The following is a 22,532-nucleotide window of genomic DNA, read 5'->3' as shown; positions in this document are numbered from 1 at the left end:
TTGCTCGCGAAAGCGGTGGGTCAGGCAGCGCTGCTTGCGACTGATACGCCGCCTTCGCGAGCAAGCCCGCTCCCACAGGGGGGATCCGCAGTGCTTTAGCCCCCTTGCCACAAAAGCTCAACGGTCATGAAAGGTTTTAGAGTTCAAGCCACATGTGGATTTTGTCGAAGTATTCGTCGCCCACGCGGATCGCCTGGGGCTCGAGGCCGTAGAGCACGAAGCCGCAGCGTTGGTAGAGCTTGACGGCCGGGTCGTTGCCGGCGGTGACGGTCAGTTGCACCAGGCGCAAAAAGGCATGGCGGCGGGCTTCATCGATCGCCGCTTGGACCAGTTGATAACCGAGCCCCCGATGACAATGGGCCTCGGTGACGTACATACCGAACAACAGCGCCTTGTGCCGGGCTTTTTCCCGAGGTTCCAGGGCCAGCCCGACAATACCCACCAGCTCTTCCTCCACGAACGCCCCCAACAACACATCGAGCCGGCTGGTCAGGCGCGATTCCCACCAATTGATGGGCAACGCGGCCCGCTCGCGGGTGCTGGAGGTGAAGGCTTGGGGATGAAGCGCGTAGGCCTGGAGCATCAGTTGGCGATACGCCTGGGCATCCACGGCCCGCAGCCGTCGAATGTTCACACCGAACGCCGCTGCTCAAGCATCAGGCGCAGCGCCAGCGCCCCCAGGACAAAGCCCATGAAGTAGCGCTGCGCAGCCAGCCAGGTGGGGTTGTGGACGAACCACGAGGCAATGCCCGCCGCGAACAAGGCAATCAGCAGGTTAACGCTGAAACTGACGCTGATCTGGGTCAGCCCCAGGATAAGGCTCTGGCTGAACAGCGAACCGTGTTCCGGGCTGATGAACTGCGGGAACACCGACAGATAGAACACCGCGATCTTCGGGTTCAGGGCGCTGGTGAGAAAGCCCATGGTGATCAGCTTGCGCGTCGAATCGGCCGGCAGTTGCTGGGCCTCGAAGGGCGAGCGTGCGCCCGGCTTCACGGCCTGCCAGGCCAGCCACAACAGGTACAGCGCACCGGCCCATTTCAATACTTCATAGGCCACGGGCACCGCCAGGAACACCGCCGTCAGCCCCGCCGCCGCCGCGAACATGTGCACGAAGAACCCCGCCACCACCCCCAGCAGGGACGTGACCCCGGCCTTGCGGCCCTGGCAGATCGAGCGGGAAATCAGGTAGATCATGTTCGGGCCGGGTGTCAGCACCATCAGCAAGGCGGCAGCGGCGAAAATCAGCAGGTCCGACAACGCAATCATGAGCATCAATCCTTGAGTCAGCAGGTCACGGGATGTGTGGCTCGATAGAACGGCAGGATCACCTGCCCTGTCAACGGCGCCAGGAAAAGACCGCCGTCACCCGCCGGGTCGATCCAGCGGACTTCCTCGATTTCGGCGGCGGGAGAAACCACAGCGTCGATGTTCAGCAAAAACACTTCAGCCTGCACGATGAAACCCGGCTCGTTGGCGGCCTGGGCGCTGAACGGCCCCAGATAGCGGGCCTGGGCCGGGTCGATCTTCAGTCCAAGCTCTTCATCCAGTTCCCGGGCCAGGGCCTGGACCGGTTGTTCATGGGCCTCGATCTTGCCGCCCGGTTGCATGAAAGCCAGGGTATCGCGCTTGCGTACCAGCAGGGTTCGACCGTCCGGCCCGATCAACAGGGCGGCGGCGATGCGGATGATGGAAGTGCTCATGGAGGGTCGAAGCCTTGGGCAGAAAAATGCCAGGAAGGTTACAGACCCTGGCGGCAGGAGCAAAGCCTGGCGCCGGATCTGGCCCCATACACATCCCCCTGTGGGAGCGGGCTTGCTCGCGAAGCGGCGTATCAGTCACCCAATGTATCGACTGACATTGTGCCTTCGCGGGCAAGCCCGCTCCCACAGGGAGGATTGCGTCGCTCGTCAAATCCGCTTCACCCCAAAATCGGCTTCGGCACCGAAGGATCTTCTTCCTCCGGCTTCTTGACGAACACGCTGTACCGGGCTCCTTCCATCGATTCGAAGGCGATGAGTTTATCCACCAGCGGACCGTTCAGGACCTTGCCGGCATTGAGCAGCAGCATGCCGTTGTCGGCGTTGAGGTTGCGTGCCAGGATCATGCCGGCCTCCAGTTCCCGGGTGCTCATGACCTGCACCATCGGGTCGGACAAGGTCACATCTTCAAGGTATTCACCGCACGCCTTGATGAAGTCCTCGATCAAGGCAGGGTCGTACAGCTTGCCGGCGTAGTTGCGGATGTAGACCAGTGCTTCATCGCTGTTCATCTGCCGCTCGAGGATCAGCCCACGTTGCAGTTCGATGAAGTCCACCGCCAGCTTCAGCAGCCGCGAACCGAACGGAATAGCCTCGCCCTTGAGGCGATCGGGGAAGCCGCTGCCGTCCCAACGCTCCTGGTGATGCAGGATGATCCGCGCCGCGTCTTTCATCGGATCCAGGGTCATCAGCAGCGACTCGCTCTGCTTCGGATAGGCCCGGTACAGATCGAGCTCACTGTGATGCAGCATGTCGGCAGGCGTGACCATCATGTTGTCGGTCCAGCTCAGTTTGCCGATGTTGTAGAGCGCCGCGGCCATGGTCAGGTCGCGGTCGGTGGATTCGTCGAGGAAATGCAGCCGGCTGTAAACCCTGATCAGCTCGATGATCTGCCGGTTGGTCTGCTTGGCCTTGGGCAGGCGCAGGTTGGCGATCAATGAGAACACTTCGGTGCTGGTCACATAGCTGCGCTTGAGCTCGTCATAGGCCAGGTCGAGCATGTCGGCGGTCTGTTGCAGCTCGGAAGTACGCGAGGCCACGCGCTTTTCCAGGGTCGCGTTCAGTGTCTTGAGTTGCTGGTTCTGCTCGCGGTTCAGCGCTTCGAGGCGCTGGCGCTCGCTTTCGGAATGCTGGTGGGCCAGGGCCTGGCGCAGGGCCTGCACCAGTTCCTCGTCATTCCACGGCTTGCTGAGGTAGCGATAGAGCTGCCCCTCGTTGATGGCCTTGGTCATCATGTCCACGTCGGCGTAACCGGTGAGAAGGATGCGCAGCGTCGAGGGATAGAGCTTGCGGATCTGTGCCAGCAGCGTCGCGCCGTCCATGTTGGGCATGCGCGCATCGGTCATCACCAGGTCAACCGGCCGTTCCTTGAGGATTTCCAAGGCCTTGGCGCCACTGTCGGCCAACAGGATTTCATACGGCTGGCTGCGCAATAACCGCCGCAGGCTATTGAGGATCGACTCTTCATCATCGACCAACAACACCGTGGGCTTATTAACCGGAACGTCCGGCGTCTGATCTTCCATTACAACCCCCTCCTGTTCACGACAACCGTTCTACCTTACCTCCAAAAGACAGGCTAGTAGATTGCGAAAATTTAGAAACAATTTGCCATCACCGACCGGCGCATCCCGATGAGACGACTATGCTGTACCCCATGAAGGGCCAAGTACAGGCCAGAATGCTCATGCCAGCGAAAGGGATATCAGATGTGCCCACGTTTCTTTAATCAGCATCTTCGCGGCGTACGGCCATGAGCCTGCCGATGGAGAAAACCAATCGGCGGATCCTGATCGTCGATGACACCCAGACGATCCATGAGGATTTTCGCAAGATCCTCAGCCCCGATTCGCACCCAGAGGACGGCCTGAGCAGTGCCGAAGCGGCCTTGTTCGGCGAGCCAATAGCGGTTTCTGCCCAGAACTTCGTGCTGGATTCAGCCTTCCAGGGCATGGAGGCCCTGAACAAGGTGGAGTCGTCGCTCGCCCAGGGGCAACCCTACGCCATGGCGTTCATCGACATGCGCATGCCCCCCGGCTGGGATGGCCTGGAGACCATCGAACGGCTGTGGCGCGCCGACCCCAAGCTGCAAGTGGCGCTGTGCACCGCTTATTCGGATTACTCCTGGGAAGACATCGCCCAGCGCCTCGACCTGGGCGATCGCCTGCTCATCCTGAAAAAACCCTTCGATGCCATCGAGATCCGTCAGATGGCCAGTGCCCTGACCGTCAAATGGCAGATGACCGAAGACGCAGCATTGAAAATGGACATGCTCGAACGGGCGGTGCAGGAGCGCACCCGTGAGCTGGCCGACGCCAATATCATCGTGCAGAACAGCCCGACCATCCTTTATCGCCTGCGGGGCGAGCCGCCGTTCGCCTTGATGTACATCTCCCATAACATCACCAAGTTCGGCCATGTCGCGGCGCAACTGATCAACGCGCCGGACTGGGCGCAGATCCTGATCCATCCCGATGACCAGGGCAAAGTCGACGAAGCCATGGTCCGCGTCCTGGACCGGGACAACGCGGGCGCCTCGATCGAGTTCCGCATGCGCACCGGCGACGACACGTTCCGCTGGGTGGAGAACCGCTACATTCCGGTGCGCAACGAGCAGGGCCTGCTGCTTGAGGTCGAAGGCATCATCCTGGACATCACCGAACGCAAGCTGGCCGAAGAGAAAATCGCCCTGCTGGCCCGCACCGACGGCCTGACCGGGCTGGCCAACCGCGCCACCGTGATCGAGCGCCTGCACCAGGCCTTCGCCGCGGCGCGCCGGGGAGCCGCGCCATTTGCGATGTTTTACCTGGACCTGGATCACTTCAAGCGAATCAACGACACGCTGGGCCATCCCATCGGTGACCTGCTGCTGCAGGAAGTCGCTGCGCGGATCAAGGCCTGTACCCGGGAAAACGACGTGGTGGCGCGCCTGGGTGGCGACGAATTCGCCATCCTGCAACTGGACGTCCATGAGGCCACGCATTGCGCCGCGCTGGCGGCGAAGATTCGCGACACGCTGGTGGCGCCCTACTCGCTGGACGGCAACGACGTGCGGATTTCCGTGAGCATCGGCATTGCCCTGTATACCCCACAGAGCCTGAGCGCCGACAGCCTGATGGCGCAGTCCGACATGGCTCTGTATCGCTCCAAGGAGAAAGGCCGCAACCAGTACCATTTCCATAACGAGGAGATCAACCAGGAAGTCACGGACCGGGTCGCCCTGGCCAGTGACCTGCGCCAAGCCATCGAAAACAACGAACTGCACCTGCATTATCTGCCCGAAGTCGACCTCGGCACCGGCAAGATCCTCGGCATGGGCGTGCAAGTGCGCTGGAACCACCCCCAACGTGGCTGGCTGGAACCGAAGTCATTCATGCCGGCCGCCGAGAAGACCGGCATCATCATCGGCCTGGGCCATTGGGTGCTGGACCAGGCCTGCCAGCAGATGCGCCAATGGCGCGACCAGGGCATGGCGCCGCCGGTGATCGCCATCGACCTGTCGCTGACCCAACTCAAGACCGGCCCGGAACTGATCTACGACGTGCTGCGCACCACCGCGCGCTGGGAGCTTGCACCCTGGGACCTGCGTTTCGACGTTACCGAGGCGACCCTGGCCCAGACCAAGTGGACCCACAACGATGTGCTGCCGCGCCTGTGTGAACTGGGCGTGCAGATTGCAATCGATGACTTCGGCACCGAGTACTCCTCGTTCGATTACCTCAAGACTTATCGGGTCAACCACCTCAAGCTTGCCCAGCGTTTTCTCGACAGCGCCAACGCCGACCCCGAGAACGCCACGACCCTGCGGGCGATCATCAACTTCGCCCGGGACGTGGGCATCGGCATCATTGCCGAAGGCGTCGAGACCCAGGAGCAACGCACCACGCTGATGTCCAGCGGCGGGGCGATGCAGGCCCAGGGGCACTATTTCAGCACCGTGGTCGACAGCGGCCAGGCCGCCGAACTGCTCAAGGCCGGCAGCATCGTCCCGGTGACGGACAACTGGACCCGGCCGCCGAGCCAGCTATCGGAGAGCATCCCATGAACCCGATGTCGGTACCTGCCAACCGGCGAATCCTGGTGGTGGATGACACACCGGCAATCCACCAGGACTTTCGCAAGATCCTCAGCCCCAGCGCCGGTGTCGACGATTCGCTGGACGACACCGAGAGCCTGCTGTTCGGCACGGCCCAGGTCAGTCGCCTGCAATTCCAGATCGACTCGGCCTATCAGGGTGAAGAGGCGCTGGAACTGGTCAAGCGCGCCCAATCCGAAGGCCAGCCTTATGCGCTGGTGTTCGCCGACATGCGCATGCCACCGGGCTGGGACGGCCTGCAAACCATCGAGCGGCTGTGGGAGGCCGACCCGCGCCTGCAGATCGCGTTGTGCACGGCGTTCTCGGACTACTCCTGGGAAACCATGTCCGAACGGATCGAGTTCGACGATCAGTTGCTGATTCTCAAGAAGCCCTTCGACACCCTGGAAATTCGCCAGATGGCCAGTGCCATGACCTGGAAATGGCAGTTGGCCCAGGATGCGGCGAGAAAAATGCGCAGCCTGGAGCGCACCATAGAAGAGCGCGTCCAGGAACTGCTCAAGGTCTCGCACCTGCTGCAATACGACGTGCTCACAGAGCTGCCCAACAGCATGTTGCTGGGCGATCGCCTGACCCAGAGCATGGCCCAGTGCCGCCGGCACGACCGGCAACTGGCGGTGATGTTCATCGGCCTGGACCGTTTCAAGCGCATCAATAACGCTTTGGGGCATCCGGTGGGCGACGAAATGCTCAAGCGGGTCGCCAGGGTGCTGGCGACCGTGGTGCGCGAATCCGATTCGGTGTTCCGCTATGGCTCCGATGAGTTCGTGGTGGTGCTGGGAGACGTCGTCGACCCGCAACAGACCAAGGGCGTGGCCGACAAGTTGCTGGCGGCCATCAGCGCGCCCCAACCCATCGACGGCCATGACCTGACCGTCACCGCGAGCCTGGGCATCAGCGTCTACCCGACCGACGGTTTCGACGCGGTGGCGCTGATCAAGAAAGCCGAAACGGCGATGCGTAACGTCAAGGAGAACGGTCCCAACGACTACCGATTCTTCACCGAAGACATGAACCGCCGGGCCCGGCAGCAACAGACCATCGAATCGGGCTTGCGCCTGGCACTGCAACGCAAGGAGTTCTTGCTGCACTACCAGCCCAAGCTCGACCTGACGAGCGGCAAAGTGGTCGGCGTCGAAGCGCTGGTGCGCTGGAATCGACCGGATACAGGCATGGTCTATCCCTCGGATTTCATTCCGGTGGCCGAGGACAGCGGGCTGATCGTGCCGCTGAGCCAATGGGTGCTCCAGGAAGCCTGCCAACAAGCCTGCCGCTGGCAGGCCGAGGGGATGCGCCCGTTGTACCTGTCGGTCAACGTTTCGGCCATCGACTTTCGCCAGCGCGGCTTCGTCGAAGGCATCGCCCGCACCCTCAAGGAAACCGGCCTGGACCCGACACAGTTAGAACTGGAGATTACCGAAAGCGTGCTGATGCAAAACGTCGATACCACCGTCGGCATCCTCAAGGCCATCAAGCAGTTGGGAGTACGACTGGCCATCGACGACTTCGGCACAGGCTATTCAAGCCTCAGCTATTTGCAGAAATTTCCGGTGGACGTATTGAAGATCGACCAGTCGTTCGTAGGCGACCTGAGCATCGACAGCAACGACGCCAAACTGGTGAGTACGATCATCAGCCTGGGCAAGAGCTTGAACCTGCACATCATCGCCGAAGGCGTGGAGACCCGTGAGCAGCTGGAGTTTCTCAAGGTCCACCAGTGCGAGGAGGCCCAAGGGTACTACTTCAGCAAAGCGGTGGAGCCCCAGGCCTTCGCCCAATGGATGACTGAGTGGGAGCTACGCCAGAACCCGTTTTCGTGAACACCCGAGTTTCCTCAACCAAAGTTTCAAGGAAAGCATCCCATGGCGTCACATGGACTGATTCTGGCTCTCGCCCTGCTCGTGGGATCAAGCGTGAGCGTTCACGCCGAGCCGCTGGACGAACCGCTCAAGCCACTGCCACCCGTTCCTGCCCTCGACCCCAAGCGCGTCCAACTGGGCCAGCGGTTGTTCAATGATCCAAGGCTATCGATCAATAACACCTTGTCCTGCGCCAGCTGCCATCGCCTGGACAAGGGCGGTGCCGACGACAAGGCGCTTTCCCTGGGCTTCGACGGCAAACCCGTGGAGGTCAACACGCCGACCGTATTCAACGCCAGCCTGAACTTCCACCAGTTCTGGGACGGTCGCGTCGACACCCTGGAAGAGCAGGTGCACACCGTAGTGATCAGCCCCACGGAGATGGGCAATACCTGGGAAACGGTGGTCAAGCGCATCGCCGACAACTCGGGCTATGCCAAGGACTTTTCCGAGGCTTACCCCGAGGGAGTGAGCGAGGCCAGCATCCGCAGCGCCCTGGCCGATTACGAACGCACCCTGCAGACGCCTCATTCACGCTTCGACCAGTACCTGCAAGGCAATACCGACATCCTGACCCCACGGGAAAAGTTCGGCTACCAGCGCTTCAAGGAATACGGCTGCATCGCGTGCCACCAGGGCGTGAACATCGGCGGCAACATGTTCCAGAAATTCGGCGTCATGGGTGACTACATCCAAGACCGGGGCAACCCCACCCGGGCCGATGAAGGACGCTTCAACGTCACGGGTGACGAAGCGGATCGCCAGGTCTTCAAGGTGCCCAGCCTGCGTAACGTGGCCATCACCGCGCCGTATTTCCATAGCGGGTCGGCACCGACCCTGGAACGCGCGGTGGAAGTGATGTTCAAGTACCAGTTGGGACGCGAACCGGCCGGCAAGGATACGGAGCTGATCGTTGAATTCCTCAAGACCCTGACCGGCGAATGGGAGGGCAAGCCTCTATGACCACTCTGAGACGCTTCGGCCTGGCGTTCATCGGTCTGTTACTGGCTTCGATCCTACTGTTCATGTACGTCGAGACGGGCGCCCAGCAAGCCGCTTCCTATATCGAAGCCCGGGACCTGGTCCGCCTGCTCAAGCAGCAGGATGCGATCTGGGACAATGAAGTGCTCAAGGCCCGTGTAGCCTTGAGCCACAACTACGACCCCCTGGTCTCGCCCCTGCATGAGATGAATGGCCTGTGGCAACGCCTCGACGCCATCGAGTCGGTCCCGGGCCGCCATGCCGCCACACTCTGGGAAAGCCTGCGCAATGACTACTTGCAGGCAATCAAGGAAAAAACCCGGCTGGTGGAGCAGTTCAAATCCCACAACGCGGTGCTGCGCAACTCATTGGCCTTCCTGCCCACCGCCGAAGACGACATCCAGGGCGAGTTCACACGGCTGTCGGATACGGACAGGTTGCAACTGCAGAACGTCGCCATCGAAACCTACGACCTGCTGCTCAGCAGCATGGAGTTCGCCCAGGTCACCACCCCCGAAATTGCCGCCGAAGTCCTGCTTGGCCTGAACAAGCTGGAAATCAACAAGGAGCGCTTGCCCGCGAAACTCCAGGGCTCTGTCGACATCCTGCGCCGGCACATTGCGCTGATCCTGCGCGAGCAACCGCGGGTCAACGAGCTGTTGCAGAACATCCAGGCCGTGTCCGTGGCGAGCCGCCTGGACACCATCACCAGCCTGTTGGAGAAGGATCAGGAAACAGCCGCCGCCAAGCATCAGCGTAACCACGTCTACCTGCTGGTGTTCGCCACGTTCCTGGTGCTGATCCTGATCTGGCTGGCGATCCGACTGGTGCGCAGCTTTGCCGAAATCAAGCGGGTCAACAACGCCCTGCAAACGGCCAACGACGAACTGGAGCAACGGGTCGAGGAGCGCACCCGCCAGCTCAAGGACACCCAGAGCGAACTGATGGACACCGCCCGCCAGGCCGGCATGGCGGAAATCGCCACCAACGTGCTGCATAACGTCGGCAATGTGCTCAACAGCGTGAACATCTCCGCCGACCTGGTCAGCCGCAAACTGCGCAGCAGCAAAGCCCTTGGCCTGGCCAAGGCGATGCAACTGATCAATGAACACGCCGATGACCTGGGGCACTTCCTCACCGAGGACACGAAAGGCAAGCTGCTGCCGGGTTATCTCAACCAACTGGTCGAGGCTATCGCGCTGGAGCAGCAAGGCCTGACCGAGGAACTGGCCCAGTTGAGCAAGAGCGTGGACCACATCAAGGACATCGTCTCCACGCAGCAATCCTATGCCGGCGCCAACAGCCTGCTGGAACCGCTGGTGGTGAGCGAACTGCTCGAAGACGCCCTGCGCATGAACTCCGGCGCCCTGACCCGCCATCATGTTACGGTGATCAAGGAATACGGCGAGGTGCCAAGGATCATGGGCGACAAGCACCGATTGCTGCTGATCCTGATCAACCTGATCAGCAACGCCAAATACGCCATGGCGGGGGTTTCCAACCATGCGCGGAATATTACGTTGAGGGCCTCGGTCGTCGACGGCGAGACCTTACAGATCAGCGTCAGGGACGAAGGCGAAGGCATTCCCGAGGAAAACATGACGCGCATCTTCGCCCATGGTTTCACCACACGTAAGGAAGGTCACGGCTTCGGCCTGCACAGCTGCGCATTGGCAGCGATTGAAATGAACGGCCACCTCACCGCTCACAGTGAGGGGCCAGGCACAGGAGCGACGTTCGAGTTGCAACTGCCCCTGAAACTCGCAGAAGGTGAGCCATGAATAGCCTGAGTAACCGCCGTATTTTGCTGATCGACGATACACCCGCCATTCATGACGATTTTCGCAAGATCCTCACGCCAGAGGATGAAACCAACGCCGATTTGCAGGACATGGAAAGCGCATTGTTCGGCGATGCGCCGAAGCCTGCCGCCACGGTGTTCGAGCTCGATTCGGCCTACGGCGGCCAGGAAGGCCTGAGGAAACTGCTGGAAGCCGCGGCGAAAGGACGCCCTTATGCCCTGGCCTTCGTCGACATGCGCATGCCCGAAGGCTGGGATGGGGCCAAGACCATCGAAGAGCTCTGGAAGCACGACCCGCAGCTTCAGGTCGTGGTCTGTACCGCGTATTCGGATTATTCCTGGGACGAACTGCTCGATCGCCTGAACGGCCATGATCGGTTGCTGATCCTGAAGAAACCCTTCGACAACATCGAAGTCCAGCAGATGGCCAACACCCTGACCACCAAATGGGAAATGACCTCCCGGGCCCGCCTGAAGATGAACAAGCTCGAGGACCTGGTGGAGCAGCGCACCCAGGCGTTCAAGCAGGCCAGCGAGCTGCTGCAAATGGAAATCGACGAACGCAAGATGCTCGAAAGCCAGCTGGTGCAGTCGGAAAAACTCGCCTCGCTGGGCCAGTTGGCGGCCGGCGTGGCTCACGAAATCAACAACCCGATCGGCTTCATTTCTTCGAATCTGGGGGCGTTGGATGGCTACTTCGGCAAGCTCCAGGAAATGCTCACGGCTTATGGCAGTGCCGAGCAAGACATTGCTTCGCAGGAACAGGTGATGCAGCTCAAAAAGCTGCGCGACCAGGTGGAACTGGATTTCCTGGTCGAAGACATTCCGGTGCTGATCAAGGAAACCAAGGACGGCATCGCCCGGGTCGGGCAAATCGTCAAGGACCTGAAGGACTTCTCCCGCGTCGATTCCAATCAGGAGTGGCAGCTGGCCAATCTGCAACAAGGCATCGATTCGACGCTGAACATCGTCGCCAATGAAATCAAATACAAGGCCGACGTGATCAAGCAATACAGTCCATTGCCGGAAGTCGAATGCCTGCCGTCGCAGATCAACCAGGTGATCATGAACCTGATCGTCAACGCCGCCCAGGCCATCGGCCCGGAGCGCGGCACCATCACCTTGCGTAACGGCGTGATGGACGAAAGCGTGTGGATCGAAGTCACCGACAACGGCTCGGGCATCCCGCCGGAAACCCTGCAGAAAATCTTCGACCCATTCTTCACCACCAAGCCCGTCGGCCAGGGCACGGGGCTTGGGCTGTCGCTGTCCTACGGGATCGTGAAAAAACACCACGGCGACATCACCGTGCGCAGCGAAGTCGGTGTCGGTACCACCTTTCGCGTGGAACTGCCGATGCGGCAGATGAAACAGGCGGGCTGAAGAGCCTGGAACATCGATCGTTCAGAGCCAGACACACCCGTGGCGAGGGAGCTTGCTCCCGCTGGGCTGCGCAGCAGCCCCCTCTCTCAAACGCCACGCGTTCAATCTGATCCACCGCGTCGCCGGGTTTCGGGGCCGCTGCGCGCCCCAGCGGGAGCAAGCTCCCTCGCCACGGGATTGGGTTTCATCATGTCCACCACAAGGCTCGTGTTCCTGAGTACCATACCCCCCACCAAGCGCCCAATCCCAAGGAAACCGCATGAGCCTGTCGCTGCTGAGTCGTTACGCCTTCTTTGCCGGCTGTGTGATCTTCACCCTCATCAGCCTGCCGTTCCTGCAGCATGACTGGCTCTGGCCAATCGCCCTGGTGACCGGGCTGCTGAGCCTGCTGGGGCTGTTCGACCTGTTGCAAAGCCGCCACGCGGTACGGCGCAACTATCCGATCCTGGGCAACATCCGCTACCTGGTCGAAGGCATCCGCCCGGAGATCCGCCAGTACCTGCTCGAATCCGACAGCGAGGCCCTGCCCTTTTCCCGGGCCCAACGCTCGCTGGTGTACTCCCGGGCCAAGAACGAAAGCGCCGACAAACCCTTCGGCACCTTGATCGACGTCTACCAGACTGGGTTCGAGTTCATCGGCCACTCCATGCGCCCCGCCCCACTGAGCGACCCCAGCGGTTTTCGCGTCACGGTCGGCGGCCCGCAATGCACCCAGCCGTACTCGGCGTCAGTGTTCAACATCTCCGCCATGAGCTTTGGCTCCCTGAGCGCCAACGCCATCCGCGCCTTGAACCAAGGCGCCAAGCTGGGCAACTTCGCCCACGACACCGGTGAAGGCAGCATCAGCCCTTACCACCGCGAACACGGCGGCGACCTGACTTGGGAGCTGGGCAGCGGCTACTTCGGCTGCCGTACCAGCGACGGGCACTTCGACCCCGAACGCTTCGCCGTCCAGGCACAGAACCCGCAGGTGCGGATGATCGAAATCAAGATGAGCCAGGGCGCCAAACCCGGCCACGGCGGGATCCTGCCCAAGCACAAGGTCACCCGGGAAATCGCCGAGACCCGCGGCATTCTCATGGGCGAGGACTGTGTTTCACCGGCCTGCCACAGCGCGTTCTCCACACCGATCGAGCTGATGCAGTTCGTCCAGCAATTGCGCGAACTGTCCGGCGGCAAACCGGTGGGCTTCAAGTTCTGCCTGGGCCACCCCTGGGAATTCATGGGCATCGCCAAGGCCATGCTGGAAACCGGCATCCTGCCCGATTTCATCGTGGTCGACGGCAAGGAAGGCGGCACCGGCGCCGCGCCTGTGGAGTTCACCGACCACATCGGCGTACCGCTGCGCGAGGGCTTGCTGTTCGTGCACAACACCTTGGTGGGCCTGAACCTGCGGGACAAGATCAAGCTCGGCGCCAGCGGCAAGATTGTCAGCGCCTTCGACATCGCCAGCGTCCTGGCCATCGGCGCTGACTGGGCCAACGCCGCCCGCGGCTTCATGTTCGCCATCGGCTGCATCCAGTCTCAAAGCTGCCACACCAACAAATGCCCCACCGGCGTCGCCACCCAGGACACCCTGCGCCAACGCGCCCTGGTCGTCCCGGACAAGGCCCAGCGGGTCTACAACTTCCACCGCAACACCCTCAAGGCCCTGGCCGAAATGCTCGCCGCCGCTGGGCTGGAGCACCCTTCGCAATTGCAGCCCAAGCATTTGGTGCGGCGCATGTCGGCGACCGAGATCAAATTGTTTTCCCAGTTGCATGTGTTTTTGAAGCCGGGGGAGTTGCTGACGGGTGAGGTCAACGGGGCGTTTTACTCGCGGATGTGGCAGATGGCGCGGGCGGATAGTTTTGAGCCGCGGGAGGTGGTGGCTGCGTAACTATCGCCACCATCCCCTGATGTACCCTTCGGAACCCGTTAAATCTTTCATGACAATAAAATCACCTGAATCAGTGACATAAAATGAATAGAACTTCCTGTCTACCACCCGCCTATACGTCTTGCCCTCAGCCGTCGCCGCATCAAAAGCGGCGCGCCTCTCTGAAACCACATTATTAATACCGTACTGAGGTAAAGTATTTGGGCGGAGCACCATACTGGAGCTGCTCAAAAGGTATCGCAACGCCGGCATATAACTTATGGCACCCTGCGCTTTGGGCAACCATTTTCCATCAGCAGGGGGTTCAACATAATAAAGCACAGGGGAGTTGAAAAATTCTTCTGTTGCAACAATGTCATAAGCTACAAACATTGCCACGGCCGTCTCAAGCTCTTTTTTTGCGACAAGAACTTGCCCATAGCCGTAGCCAAATGAGTACATTGCCAAAACGGGTATCACCAAAAGCATTCGCAACCTATACCCAACACGCCCCAGAACCTCATGATTCATCAGCAGCAACAAAAACAACACTACAGAAAATCCCAGATAGTCCCGAGCTTCCAAAACAGGGTCCAGCACGAATAACATCGGACCAGGGATACAAACAATCAGCACCGGCGGTACGCATAAACAGGCCCCCAGCACTAAAATTTTTTCGCCCCTACCGCCGGCCATTGCTAAAACGTTCTTGATGACCAGAACATATCCCACACCGGCTACGACCACCATTAAAATAGAAAAAATCCATTTCCGGCGTTAATCAACTCGAACACTTTTTCCATAGAGAACTTAAATTTCCTGACGACCTCCTCAAGCCAGTGCGAATCGAATTCCGCCAGCGAGCCGCGCCTGTCGCTCGTCAGTTTGAAAGCGGTAAAATAATAAAGAAACCCTCCGAAGGAGAGCTGTAAACCGCGCTGCCCAATTTCTCTCAACACTTCCCGCGCCGGCTTGCCGTTCCTGACATTCCACAAACACTCCATACAGCACAACCCAATAAAAATTGTGATGACCAGTTGATAGATGCTCAGCAGCACTGTTATTAAAATAGCCGACACGCACCCTCGCAGGCAACTATTGCGGACACGACAGGTGATAGAAAAAACAGCAGCCACAACCGCCAACATCATACCCGGCCCATCATATTGGAAACTGATGTTACCTAAAAAAAAGGATTACAGAGCAGCGGGAGCATCACGAGACACGCCGTCCACTCGGGTCGAGGAAAATACCTTAACGTCAGTCTCGTCATCGCATAGGCAAGTGCAAAAGTAGCAATCAATAATGGAAGCGGGAAAATATTAATGGTTGCGTTGTTAAACGCCATAAGCTTCGCAAGCATTTCAGCCAGCACTCTGCCGTGAATTCTCCACCAGTCATCGATCGCCAGTAATTCTCGCCAACTATCGTCTACATAGGCGTAATCGGCATGGATAATAGGGTATACGTACAAAAAAGAAGCTATCGTAAAAAACAATAGCACCTCTTTTTCGCTAAGTACTTTTGTTATTCGCATAGGTTACTCGTGCAATCGCCATCAGTACGGATAGATCTTTCATCTTGGCGCCTTGCCATTCCTCTGCTGGCGAGCTTTCAAGCTAGGCTGCGGTCCGATGCAGGTCTACTGTCAGAACTTACAGGTCAGGTACAGTCTTCGACGGACGGTCAATCACAGTTCAATAAAAAAGCCCCAGTCACTGACTGGGGCTCTCTTTTTACATCGCGGTTAATTTACGACACTGACCGCACCGAGCTTCGGGTTTCGCCGGTTGGCTGCAACTTGAAGATATAGAACAGTGCAGTCAGCAATACGAGGAACGCCGGGCCGACATACAACGCCACGCGCGTATCGGGGAAGTACGCCATCAGGCCCACCACCAGCACCAAAAATGCCAGCGCCAGGTACGAGCTGACCGGGTACAGCCACATGCGATATTTCAGCGCCGCCCGTTCCGAAGCGCTGAGGCTTTTGCGGAATTTGAGTTGGGCCAGCAGGATCATGACCCAGGTCCAGATCGCGCCGAAGGTGGCGATGGAGGTCACCCAGACGAAGACTTTCTCCGGCACCAGGTAGTTGAGCAGTACGCCCAACAGCAGGGCGGCGATGGACAGCAGCAAGGCGCGGCGCGGGACGCCGTTGGTTGAGGTCTTGGCGAAGCCGGCTGGGGCCTGGCCGTTCTGCGCCAGGCTGTAGAGCATCCGTCCGGTGCTGAAGATGCCACCGTTGCAGGATGACAGCGCAGCGGTGATCACCACGAAGTTGATGATGCCGGCGGCGGTCTTGATGCCCAGGCGCTCGAAAGTCATCACGAACGGGCTGCCTTGGGTGCCGATCTCGTTCCATGGGTAGATCGACAGGATCACGAACAGCGCGCCGACGTAGAACAGCAGGATCCGCCAGAACACCGAGCCGATGGCATTGGGGATGGTTTTCTGCGGGTTCTTCGCCTCGCCGGCGGTGAGGCCGATCATTTCCACGCCCAGGTAGGCGAACATGACCATTTGCAGGGACATCAACACGCCCTGTACGCCGTTGGGCATGAAGCCACCGTGGGTCCAGAGGTTGGAAATGCCCAGGGCCACGCCGTCGTTGCCGAACCCGAAGGCGATGATGCCGACGCCGCCGATGACCATGGCGATGATGGTCACGATCTTGATCAGGGCGAACCAGAATTCGAATTCACCGAAGGCCTTGACTGCGATCAGGTTGATCGAGCCCATGCTGACCAGTGCGGCCAGAGCCCAGATCCAGCGGGGGACGTCGGGGAACCAGATGCCCATGTACACCGCCACCGCCGTGATTTCCGCCACGCACGTTACCAGCCACAGGAACCAGTAGTTCCAGCCGGTCAGGAAGCCGGCCAGCGGGCCGAGGTAGTCCTGGGCGTAACGGCTGAACGAACCGGCCACGGGGTTGTGCACGGCCATCTCACCGAGGGCGCGCATGATCACCAGGATGGCCAGGCCGCCAATGATGTAGGACAGCATGATCGCCGGGCCGGCCATTTCGATGGCCTTGGCCGAACCGAGGAACAGCCCGACACCGATGCAGGCGCCGAGGGCCATCAGGCGGATATGCCGCTCGCCGAGTTCACGTTTGAGCGGACCACCCTGAGCGGTCTCGCCATGGCGCAGATGATTGCCGACAGGCATAGGGATACAACCTCGTCTTGTTATTGGATTGACCACCGGGTCTCCAAAGCCGCAGGCCGGTAAGCCTGCCACCTTGCCGAAACCGGACCTGTCTCGTGGACAGGCCGTCCTTTGGAACAACAGCCTAAGGATCAGCGGGACGTGCAGTATAAAAAGCCAGGGATAGAGAGATTCACTATAAAAGCGGGGAAATTCAGGGATAGCTTCAACAGGAACAGTGATTCTGGAGATGCATTACCTTGGATTCAGCCGCTTTGTATCACGGCCTCGAGTATCGCACAGCGAGGGTGCAGCGTCATGCTTGGGGAGGGATAGATGGCTCTAGCACGGGCCTCACAGACACAACTGCCCTTGTGGCGAGGGAGCTTGCTCCCGCTCGGCTGCGCAGCAGCCGCAAAAATGGCAGCCCTCGATTTCCAACGACTGGAAAAGCAGGGGCGGCTTCGCCACCCAGCGGGAGCAAGCTCCCTCGCCACGAGTACTACAGTGTTTTCGGAAAAGTCGCTCAGTCATCAGCGCATCGGATTGTCGTGGACGAAGCTACCGTAAATGGACACCCCAACCACAGGAAGCCAAGGAATGCGTCCTCTACGTCCAAACTCTCATCGGCTGCGTCGTGGACGCTCTTCGGAGCGTGGGCGAGGTTACCTCGTCACTACGATCGTTCATCAACGCGTGCCTATTTTCGAAGACCTGCGACTGGGTCGCTTGTTGATTGCAGAAATGCGTCTGGCTCATGAGCAAGGTCTGGTCAACTCGCTCGCCTGGGTTGTGATGCCCGACCATCTACATTGGCTGGTGCAACTGGAACGAGCCCAGCTCTCTCAGGTCATGCAGATCATCAAATCTCGCAGCACGCTTGCAATCAATCGAGCCATGAACAGAAACGGTGCCTTCTGGCAAAGCGGCTTCCACGATTGCGCCATCCGCGATAACCAATCCCTTCGCCCCGCTGCCGACTACATCACCGACAATCCTGTTCGCGCTGGGCTGGTGGAACATATTGGCGATTACCCCCACTGGGATACTGCATGGACCTAATCGCTATTTGAAACCACCGCCCCCGCTTTCCCACCCACAACAAACGCTTCAGCCATGCACCGGTTGCGTCTGCTGCGCAGCCGAGCGGGAGCAAGCTCCCTCGCCACAAAAGCCAGTCAGTCAGTTAATCATTCAGCCATTCAGCTAATCAGTCAGCCAGACCGGCAATGACATCCGCCCACAATTTCCCCTCCCCCACGCCAACCACCGTCTAAGCTTCAAGCAAGTCCGATCAATCTGCTTAATGGATCAGTCGACTATGGGCGCTTTGTGGCAAACCGATTCGAATAAACCTGTGGTCCCGACTGAACGTATGGAAGAAGCGCCTTCACCCAAAAAAACTCGCCGCGCACGGCATGGCTGGCGGGCGTTCTGGTTGTTGTTGCTGATCGTCGTGGTGGTGGTCGGCCTGGCGGTGGCCAAGGAAATGCGCACGTCGCGGTTCCAGGCCCGGGAGATCAGCAAGTACGCCGCGTCGCTGAACTATTCGGTGCAGCCAGGGCCCAGCGATGCCATCGTCTACCCGGGTGCCGGCCCGTTCGATCGGCGGTTGGGCTACAGCTCGCTGGGGGAGTTTTTGCCGCGTTTGCTCAAACGCGACTACGTCATCCAGGCCCAGGCCCGTTTCTCACCGGCCCTGATGGATTACGTCAAGAAAGGCCTGTTCGTGCCCTACGCCGAAAAGATCCAGGCGGGGTTGACCATCACTGACTGCCGCGCCGCACCGGTGTATCAGTTCAAGTACCCGCAGCAGCTGTACGCCAATTTCGACGCGATCCCGCCGGTGGTGGTGCAAAGCCTGTTGTTCATCGAGAACCGCTTCCTGCTCGACCCCAAGCAACCCTTGGCAAACCCCGCGGTGGACTGGCCGCGCTTCGGCATGGCGGCGTGGTCGCAGGTGGCCAAGTTGCTGAGTTTGCCGGGGCAATCCGCCGGTGGCAGTACCTTGGCGACACAACTGGAAAAATACCGTCACTCCCCCGAAGGCCTCACCGTGTCGGGCGCGGAGAAAATCCGCCAGATGATCTCCGCCAGCGTGCGCGCTTATCAGGCCGGCCCGCAGACCCTCGAGGCACGGCAACGGGTCATCCGCGACTACCTCAACAGCGTGCCGCTCTCCGCCGTGCCCGGGCATGGTGAAGTGCATGGCATGGCGGAAGGCTTGCGGGTCTGGTACGGCGCTGATTTCAACCGGGCCAACGAACAACTGTCCAGCACCGCGACTGATCCCAAGAGCCTTGCGGACAAAGGCCTGGCCCTGCGCGAGATGCTCTCGTTGATGATCGCCCAGCGCCGCCCGTCCCATTACCTGTCCAAGGGCCGCGACGAACTGGCGCGCCTGACCGACAGCCACGTCCGCCTGTTGGCGCAAAACGGCGTCATCGATGCCGCCCTGGCCGAAGCGACCCTGGCGAGTAAAGTCAGTTACCGCGACTGGGTGCAGCAACCCACCATCCAACCCATCGAAACCAACAAAGGCATCAGCGCCGCCCGCAGCCGCCTCGCCACGCTGCTCAACCGGCCGCTGTACGACCTCGATCGCCTGGACCTCTCCGCCACCAGCACCTTGCAAAGCGACTTGCAGGCCCAGGCCACCGAATACCTCAAGCGTTTGGCCGACCCGGCGTTCGCCGCCGAGATCGGCCTGATGGGCGAACGCCTGCTGACCCCCACCAGCACCACCCAGGTGCGCTACAGCTTCACCCTGCTGGAGCTGACCCCCGACGGCTCCCGCGTGCGAGTACAAACCGACAGCACCGACCAACCCTTCGATATCAATGAAGGCAGCAAACTGGAATTGGGTTCCACCGCCAAGTTGCGGGTACTGACCACGTACCTGCAGATCATCGCCGAGCTTCACGATCGTTACGGCCAGCAGACCCCGGCGCAACTGAAGAAAACCGAGATCGCCGAACAGGACCGCCTCTCTCGCTGGGCCGTCGACTACCTGATCCAGAACACCGACCGCAGCCTGCCGAAAATGCTCGAAGCCGCACTGGACCGTACCTATTCCGCCAGCCCCGGCGAGGCGTTTTTTACCGGTGGCGGGCTGCACACTTTCCACAACTTCCGCAGCGAGGACAACGGCCGCAACCCAACCCTGCGCGACTCCCTGCGCGAGTCGATCAACCTGCCGTTCATCCGCCTGATGCGCGACCTGGTGCGCTACGCCACCTACGCCGGGCCCGACGCCAGCGCCGAGTTGCTCAAGGACGACCAAGACCCGCGCCGCCAAGAGTACCTGGCCCAGTTCGCCGACCGCGAAGGCACCTCGTTCCTGCTCAAGTTCTGGAAGAAGTACCAGAAAAAGGACACCGGCCAGCGCCTCGAAACCTTCCTCGACAGCATGCACCCCACGGCAATCCGCCTGGCCGCCGTGCACCGCTACTTCTTTCCCGGCGACAGCCAGGAGAGCTTCAACCTGTTCGTGCGCTCACACCTCAAGTCGGTCAAGAGCAGCGAAAAACTCACCGACGAACGCCTGGAACGGCTCTACCAGAGCTATGGCCCAGGCGCCTATGACCTGCCCGACCAGGGCTTCATCGCCAAGGTCCACCCGCTGGATTTGTGGTTGATGGGTTACCTGCTGAACAACCCCGACGCCAAGTTCAGCCAGATCGTCAAGGCGAGTGAATTCGAGCGCCAGGAAGTCTACAGCTGGCTGTTCAAGAGCCGGCACAAGAGCGCCCGCGACAGTCGCATCCGTACCATGCTGGAAATCGAAGCGTTCCTCGATATCCATCAGCGCTGGCAGAAAGTCGGCTACCCGTTCGACCACCTGGTGCCGTCACTGGCTACCGCCATCGGCAGCTCCGGCGACCGTCCGGCGGCGCTTGCAGAATTGGTGGGCACCATTCTCAACGACGGCATCCGCCAACCGGCGCTGCGCGTCGACAGCCTGGACTTTGCCGTCGATACGCCCTACGAAACGCGACTGGTCAGCAACCCGGACAACGGCAAGCGCGTGATGCCGGTGGAAGTGGCCCAGGCCCTGCGCGGGGCGCTGTCCCAAGTGGTGGATGCCGGCACCGCGAAACGCGTGGCCGGCAGTTTCAAACTGGCCGACGGCACACCGCTGGCCATGGGCGGCAAGACCGGCACCGGCGACAACCGCATCGAAGCCATCGGCGCGGGTGGCCGCATCCTCAGCTCCAAATCGATCAACCGCACCGCCACCTTTGTGTTCTACATCGGAGACAGTCATTTCGGCACCCTGACCGCCTATGTCCCAGGGGTGTCGGCGCAGAACTTCAAATTCACCTCGGCCCTGCCGGTGCAAGTGCTCAAGGGCATGGCGCCGTTTCTGTCGCCCTACTTGCAACCGGATAGCCATACACAGTGCAAGCCGTTGGTGGCTCGGCAATGAATTACAGCAGTGAGAGGGGCAGACACATGTGGCGAGGGAGCTTGCTCCCGCTGGGGCGCGCAGCGGCCCTAAAACCTGGCGACGCGGTGGTTCAGGATGATTGAGTGGCCCTCGAGGGGGCTGCTTTGCAGCCCAGCGGGAGCAAGCTCCCTCGCCACACAAAGTCAGAGGGTTACACGGGGTACCGCATCGAAGATGACGGTGAAGTTCCCGGTGTACAGGCCAGGCGTGCGAGGGATGGGCCAATGACTCGCATGGATAAACATCTCCACCTGGGTTCCTGGGGTGGATGTGGCGTCATCCACTACTTCTTGAGGCACCTCGCTCAACAATACGTCGTTGAACAAGACACGCAGCGGTATGAGCACGCTACCGTTAGACAAAACAGAACGTCCATCAAGATAGGCATGAACCGAGCCATCGGTATTCTTCACATCAAAGGTCTGGCGTATGCTGCTCAAGTCATAGGTTACGGTGTTGTAATACATGTACTCATCTTTACCAAAATCCGGATTGCGTGGTTGCACGTGGAACTGCTTGTTCGGAATGTTCGCCGTGATATGGATGGAGGCGAGCGCATCGTCAGCCGCCCACACAAACGAAGGGCTCAGGGCTGCAACGGCCAAGGCTGTTACGGACATTATTTTTTAAACATGCTGAATTCTTCTTTTAGTAATAAAACGAAGTGGAGACTCCCCGTGGCACGGTGAGTTACAGGCTAACCCGAGGGACCGCATCGAAGACCACGGTGAAATTCCCGGTGTACAAACCGGACAGGCTGGGAGTAATCGGGAACGGCGCGAAGATATGCATCTCAGCTGTCGTACCGGGCGTGGACGTGGCGTCATCCACCACCTCCTGCGGTAACTGATGTAGCAAGACGTTGTTGAACACGACTACAACGGGAATCGAATATTTGCCATGCAGCCAGGAGTTTCCTTCAACGTAAGCATGAACCGAACCGTCAGTATTCTTCACATCGAAAATTTGGCGCACCGGGGACAACTTTTTGGTCACAGGGTTGTAATGCATAAACTCGTTCTTACCAAACTCCGGATCCCGTGGCATCACATGAAACTGCTTATTCGGAATATTCGCCGTGATATGGATGGCTGCGCGTGCATCATCAGCTGCCAACACCCACGAAGGGTTCAGGATCGCAACAACCAGAGCAGTTGCAGACACTATTTTATTAAACATGCTCGATCTTCT

18 protein-coding genes are annotated in these 22,532 nt (G+C 59.9%); 8 read left to right on the top strand and 10 right to left on the bottom strand.

Annotation, left to right across the window (positions count from 1 at the left end):
* Positions 1-136: 136 nt before the first annotated feature.
* From PFLQ2_RS22375 to PFLQ2_RS22390, 4 genes are all read right to left on the bottom strand, one after another.
* On the bottom strand, positions 137-634 hold the full coding sequence (locus tag PFLQ2_RS22375; RefSeq protein ID WP_003178470.1) for a GNAT family N-acetyltransferase: 498 nt from the start codon (positions 632-634) through the stop codon (positions 137-139).
* Positions 631-1,269 carry a LysE family translocator gene (locus PFLQ2_RS22380; RefSeq protein WP_003178467.1) on the bottom strand — a complete coding sequence of 213 codons (639 nt, stop codon included), beginning with the start codon at positions 1,267-1,269 and terminating at the stop codon, positions 631-633. Before PFLQ2_RS22380 ends, PFLQ2_RS22375 begins: the two co-directional genes overlap by 4 nt.
* Positions 1,270-1,286: 17 nt before the next feature.
* Positions 1,287-1,703 (bottom strand): NUDIX hydrolase, encoded by a 417-nt coding sequence (locus PFLQ2_RS22385; RefSeq protein WP_003178465.1) that lies wholly within the window; start codon positions 1,701-1,703, stop codon positions 1,287-1,289.
* Positions 1,704-1,921: 218 nt separating this feature from the next.
* Positions 1,922-3,286, bottom strand: a complete 1,365-nt coding sequence (locus PFLQ2_RS22390; RefSeq protein WP_003178462.1) for an HD domain-containing phosphohydrolase — start codon at positions 3,284-3,286, stop codon at positions 1,922-1,924.
* Between the two features lie 227 nt (positions 3,287-3,513).
* Here PFLQ2_RS22390 and PFLQ2_RS22395 point away from each other — a divergent pair, with 227 nt between their 5' ends.
* From PFLQ2_RS22395 to PFLQ2_RS22420, 6 genes are all read left to right on the top strand, one after another.
* Entirely contained in the window at positions 3,514-5,805 is a 2,292-nt protein-coding gene (locus PFLQ2_RS22395; protein WP_003178458.1) for a GGDEF/EAL domain-containing response regulator, read from the top strand.
* Positions 5,802-7,676 carry a putative bifunctional diguanylate cyclase/phosphodiesterase gene (locus PFLQ2_RS22400; RefSeq protein ID WP_003178456.1) on the top strand — a complete coding sequence of 625 codons (1,875 nt, stop codon included), beginning with the start codon at positions 5,802-5,804 and terminating at the stop codon, positions 7,674-7,676. Before PFLQ2_RS22395 ends, PFLQ2_RS22400 begins: the two co-directional genes overlap by 4 nt.
* A 42-nt stretch (positions 7,677-7,718) precedes the next feature.
* Entirely contained in the window at positions 7,719-8,678 is a 960-nt protein-coding gene (locus PFLQ2_RS22405; RefSeq protein WP_003178455.1) for a cytochrome-c peroxidase, read from the top strand.
* The gene (locus PFLQ2_RS22410; protein ID WP_003178453.1) at positions 8,675-10,477 is read left to right on the top strand and encodes a DAHL domain-containing protein; all 1,803 of its coding nucleotides are present in this window, start codon (positions 8,675-8,677) and stop codon (positions 10,475-10,477) included. The genes PFLQ2_RS22405 and PFLQ2_RS22410 overlap by 4 nt, the downstream gene beginning before the upstream one ends.
* Entirely contained in the window at positions 10,474-11,880 is a 1,407-nt protein-coding gene (locus PFLQ2_RS22415; RefSeq protein ID WP_003178451.1) for an ATP-binding protein, read from the top strand. Before PFLQ2_RS22410 ends, PFLQ2_RS22415 begins: the two co-directional genes overlap by 4 nt.
* A 259-nt stretch (positions 11,881-12,139) precedes the next feature.
* Positions 12,140-13,759 (top strand): FMN-binding glutamate synthase family protein, encoded by a 1,620-nt coding sequence (locus PFLQ2_RS22420; RefSeq protein ID WP_003178450.1) that lies wholly within the window; start codon positions 12,140-12,142, stop codon positions 13,757-13,759.
* Here the strand turns inward: PFLQ2_RS22420 and PFLQ2_RS22425 are convergent, their stop codons facing one another.
* From PFLQ2_RS22425 to PFLQ2_RS22440, 4 genes are all read right to left on the bottom strand, one after another.
* Complete coding sequence (locus tag PFLQ2_RS22425) at positions 13,760-14,488, bottom strand: hypothetical protein (RefSeq protein WP_003178447.1); 729 nt, start codon at positions 14,486-14,488, stop codon at positions 13,760-13,762. It lies immediately after the preceding gene.
* Positions 14,488-14,889 (bottom strand): glucosyltransferase domain-containing protein, encoded by a 402-nt coding sequence (locus PFLQ2_RS22430; protein ID WP_003178446.1) that lies wholly within the window; start codon positions 14,887-14,889, stop codon positions 14,488-14,490. Before PFLQ2_RS22430 ends, PFLQ2_RS22425 begins: the two co-directional genes overlap by 1 nt.
* Positions 14,890-14,921: 32 nt before the next feature.
* Entirely contained in the window at positions 14,922-15,275 is a 354-nt protein-coding gene (locus tag PFLQ2_RS22435) for a hypothetical protein (protein WP_003178445.1), read from the bottom strand.
* 215 nt (positions 15,276-15,490) lie between these two features.
* Entirely contained in the window at positions 15,491-16,912 is a 1,422-nt protein-coding gene (locus PFLQ2_RS22440) for an amino acid permease (protein WP_003178442.1), read from the bottom strand.
* A 579-nt stretch (positions 16,913-17,491) separates the two neighbouring features.
* Between PFLQ2_RS22440 and PFLQ2_RS22445 the strand changes: the two genes are divergently transcribed.
* Together PFLQ2_RS22445 and PFLQ2_RS22450 are read left to right on the top strand one after the other, a co-directional pair.
* A complete protein-coding gene (locus tag PFLQ2_RS22445; RefSeq protein WP_003178440.1) occupies positions 17,492-17,953 on the top strand; it encodes an REP-associated tyrosine transposase in 462 nt (153 codons plus the stop codon).
* Between the two features lie 259 nt (positions 17,954-18,212).
* Positions 18,213-21,320, top strand: coding sequence for a transglycosylase domain-containing protein (locus PFLQ2_RS22450; protein WP_003178439.1), 3,108 nt, complete (start codon positions 18,213-18,215; stop codon positions 21,318-21,320).
* Between the two features lie 164 nt (positions 21,321-21,484).
* On the opposite strand, the gene PFLQ2_RS22455 is transcribed toward PFLQ2_RS22450, so the two are convergent.
* Together PFLQ2_RS22455 and PFLQ2_RS27555 are read right to left on the bottom strand one after the other, a co-directional pair.
* Complete coding sequence (locus PFLQ2_RS22455) at positions 21,485-21,961, bottom strand: CS1 type fimbrial major subunit (RefSeq protein ID WP_033045925.1); 477 nt, start codon at positions 21,959-21,961, stop codon at positions 21,485-21,487.
* Between the two features lie 70 nt (positions 21,962-22,031).
* The gene (locus PFLQ2_RS27555) at positions 22,032-22,520 is read right to left on the bottom strand and encodes a hypothetical protein (protein WP_033045924.1); all 489 of its coding nucleotides are present in this window, start codon (positions 22,518-22,520) and stop codon (positions 22,032-22,034) included.
* Positions 22,521-22,532 lie beyond the last annotated feature (12 nt).

Source organism: Pseudomonas fluorescens Q2-87, from assembly GCF_000281895.1.
GTDB classification, from domain to species: domain Bacteria; phylum Pseudomonadota; class Gammaproteobacteria; order Pseudomonadales; family Pseudomonadaceae; genus Aquipseudomonas; species Aquipseudomonas fluorescens_S.
This window is presented reverse-complemented; position numbering and strand designations above follow the sequence as displayed.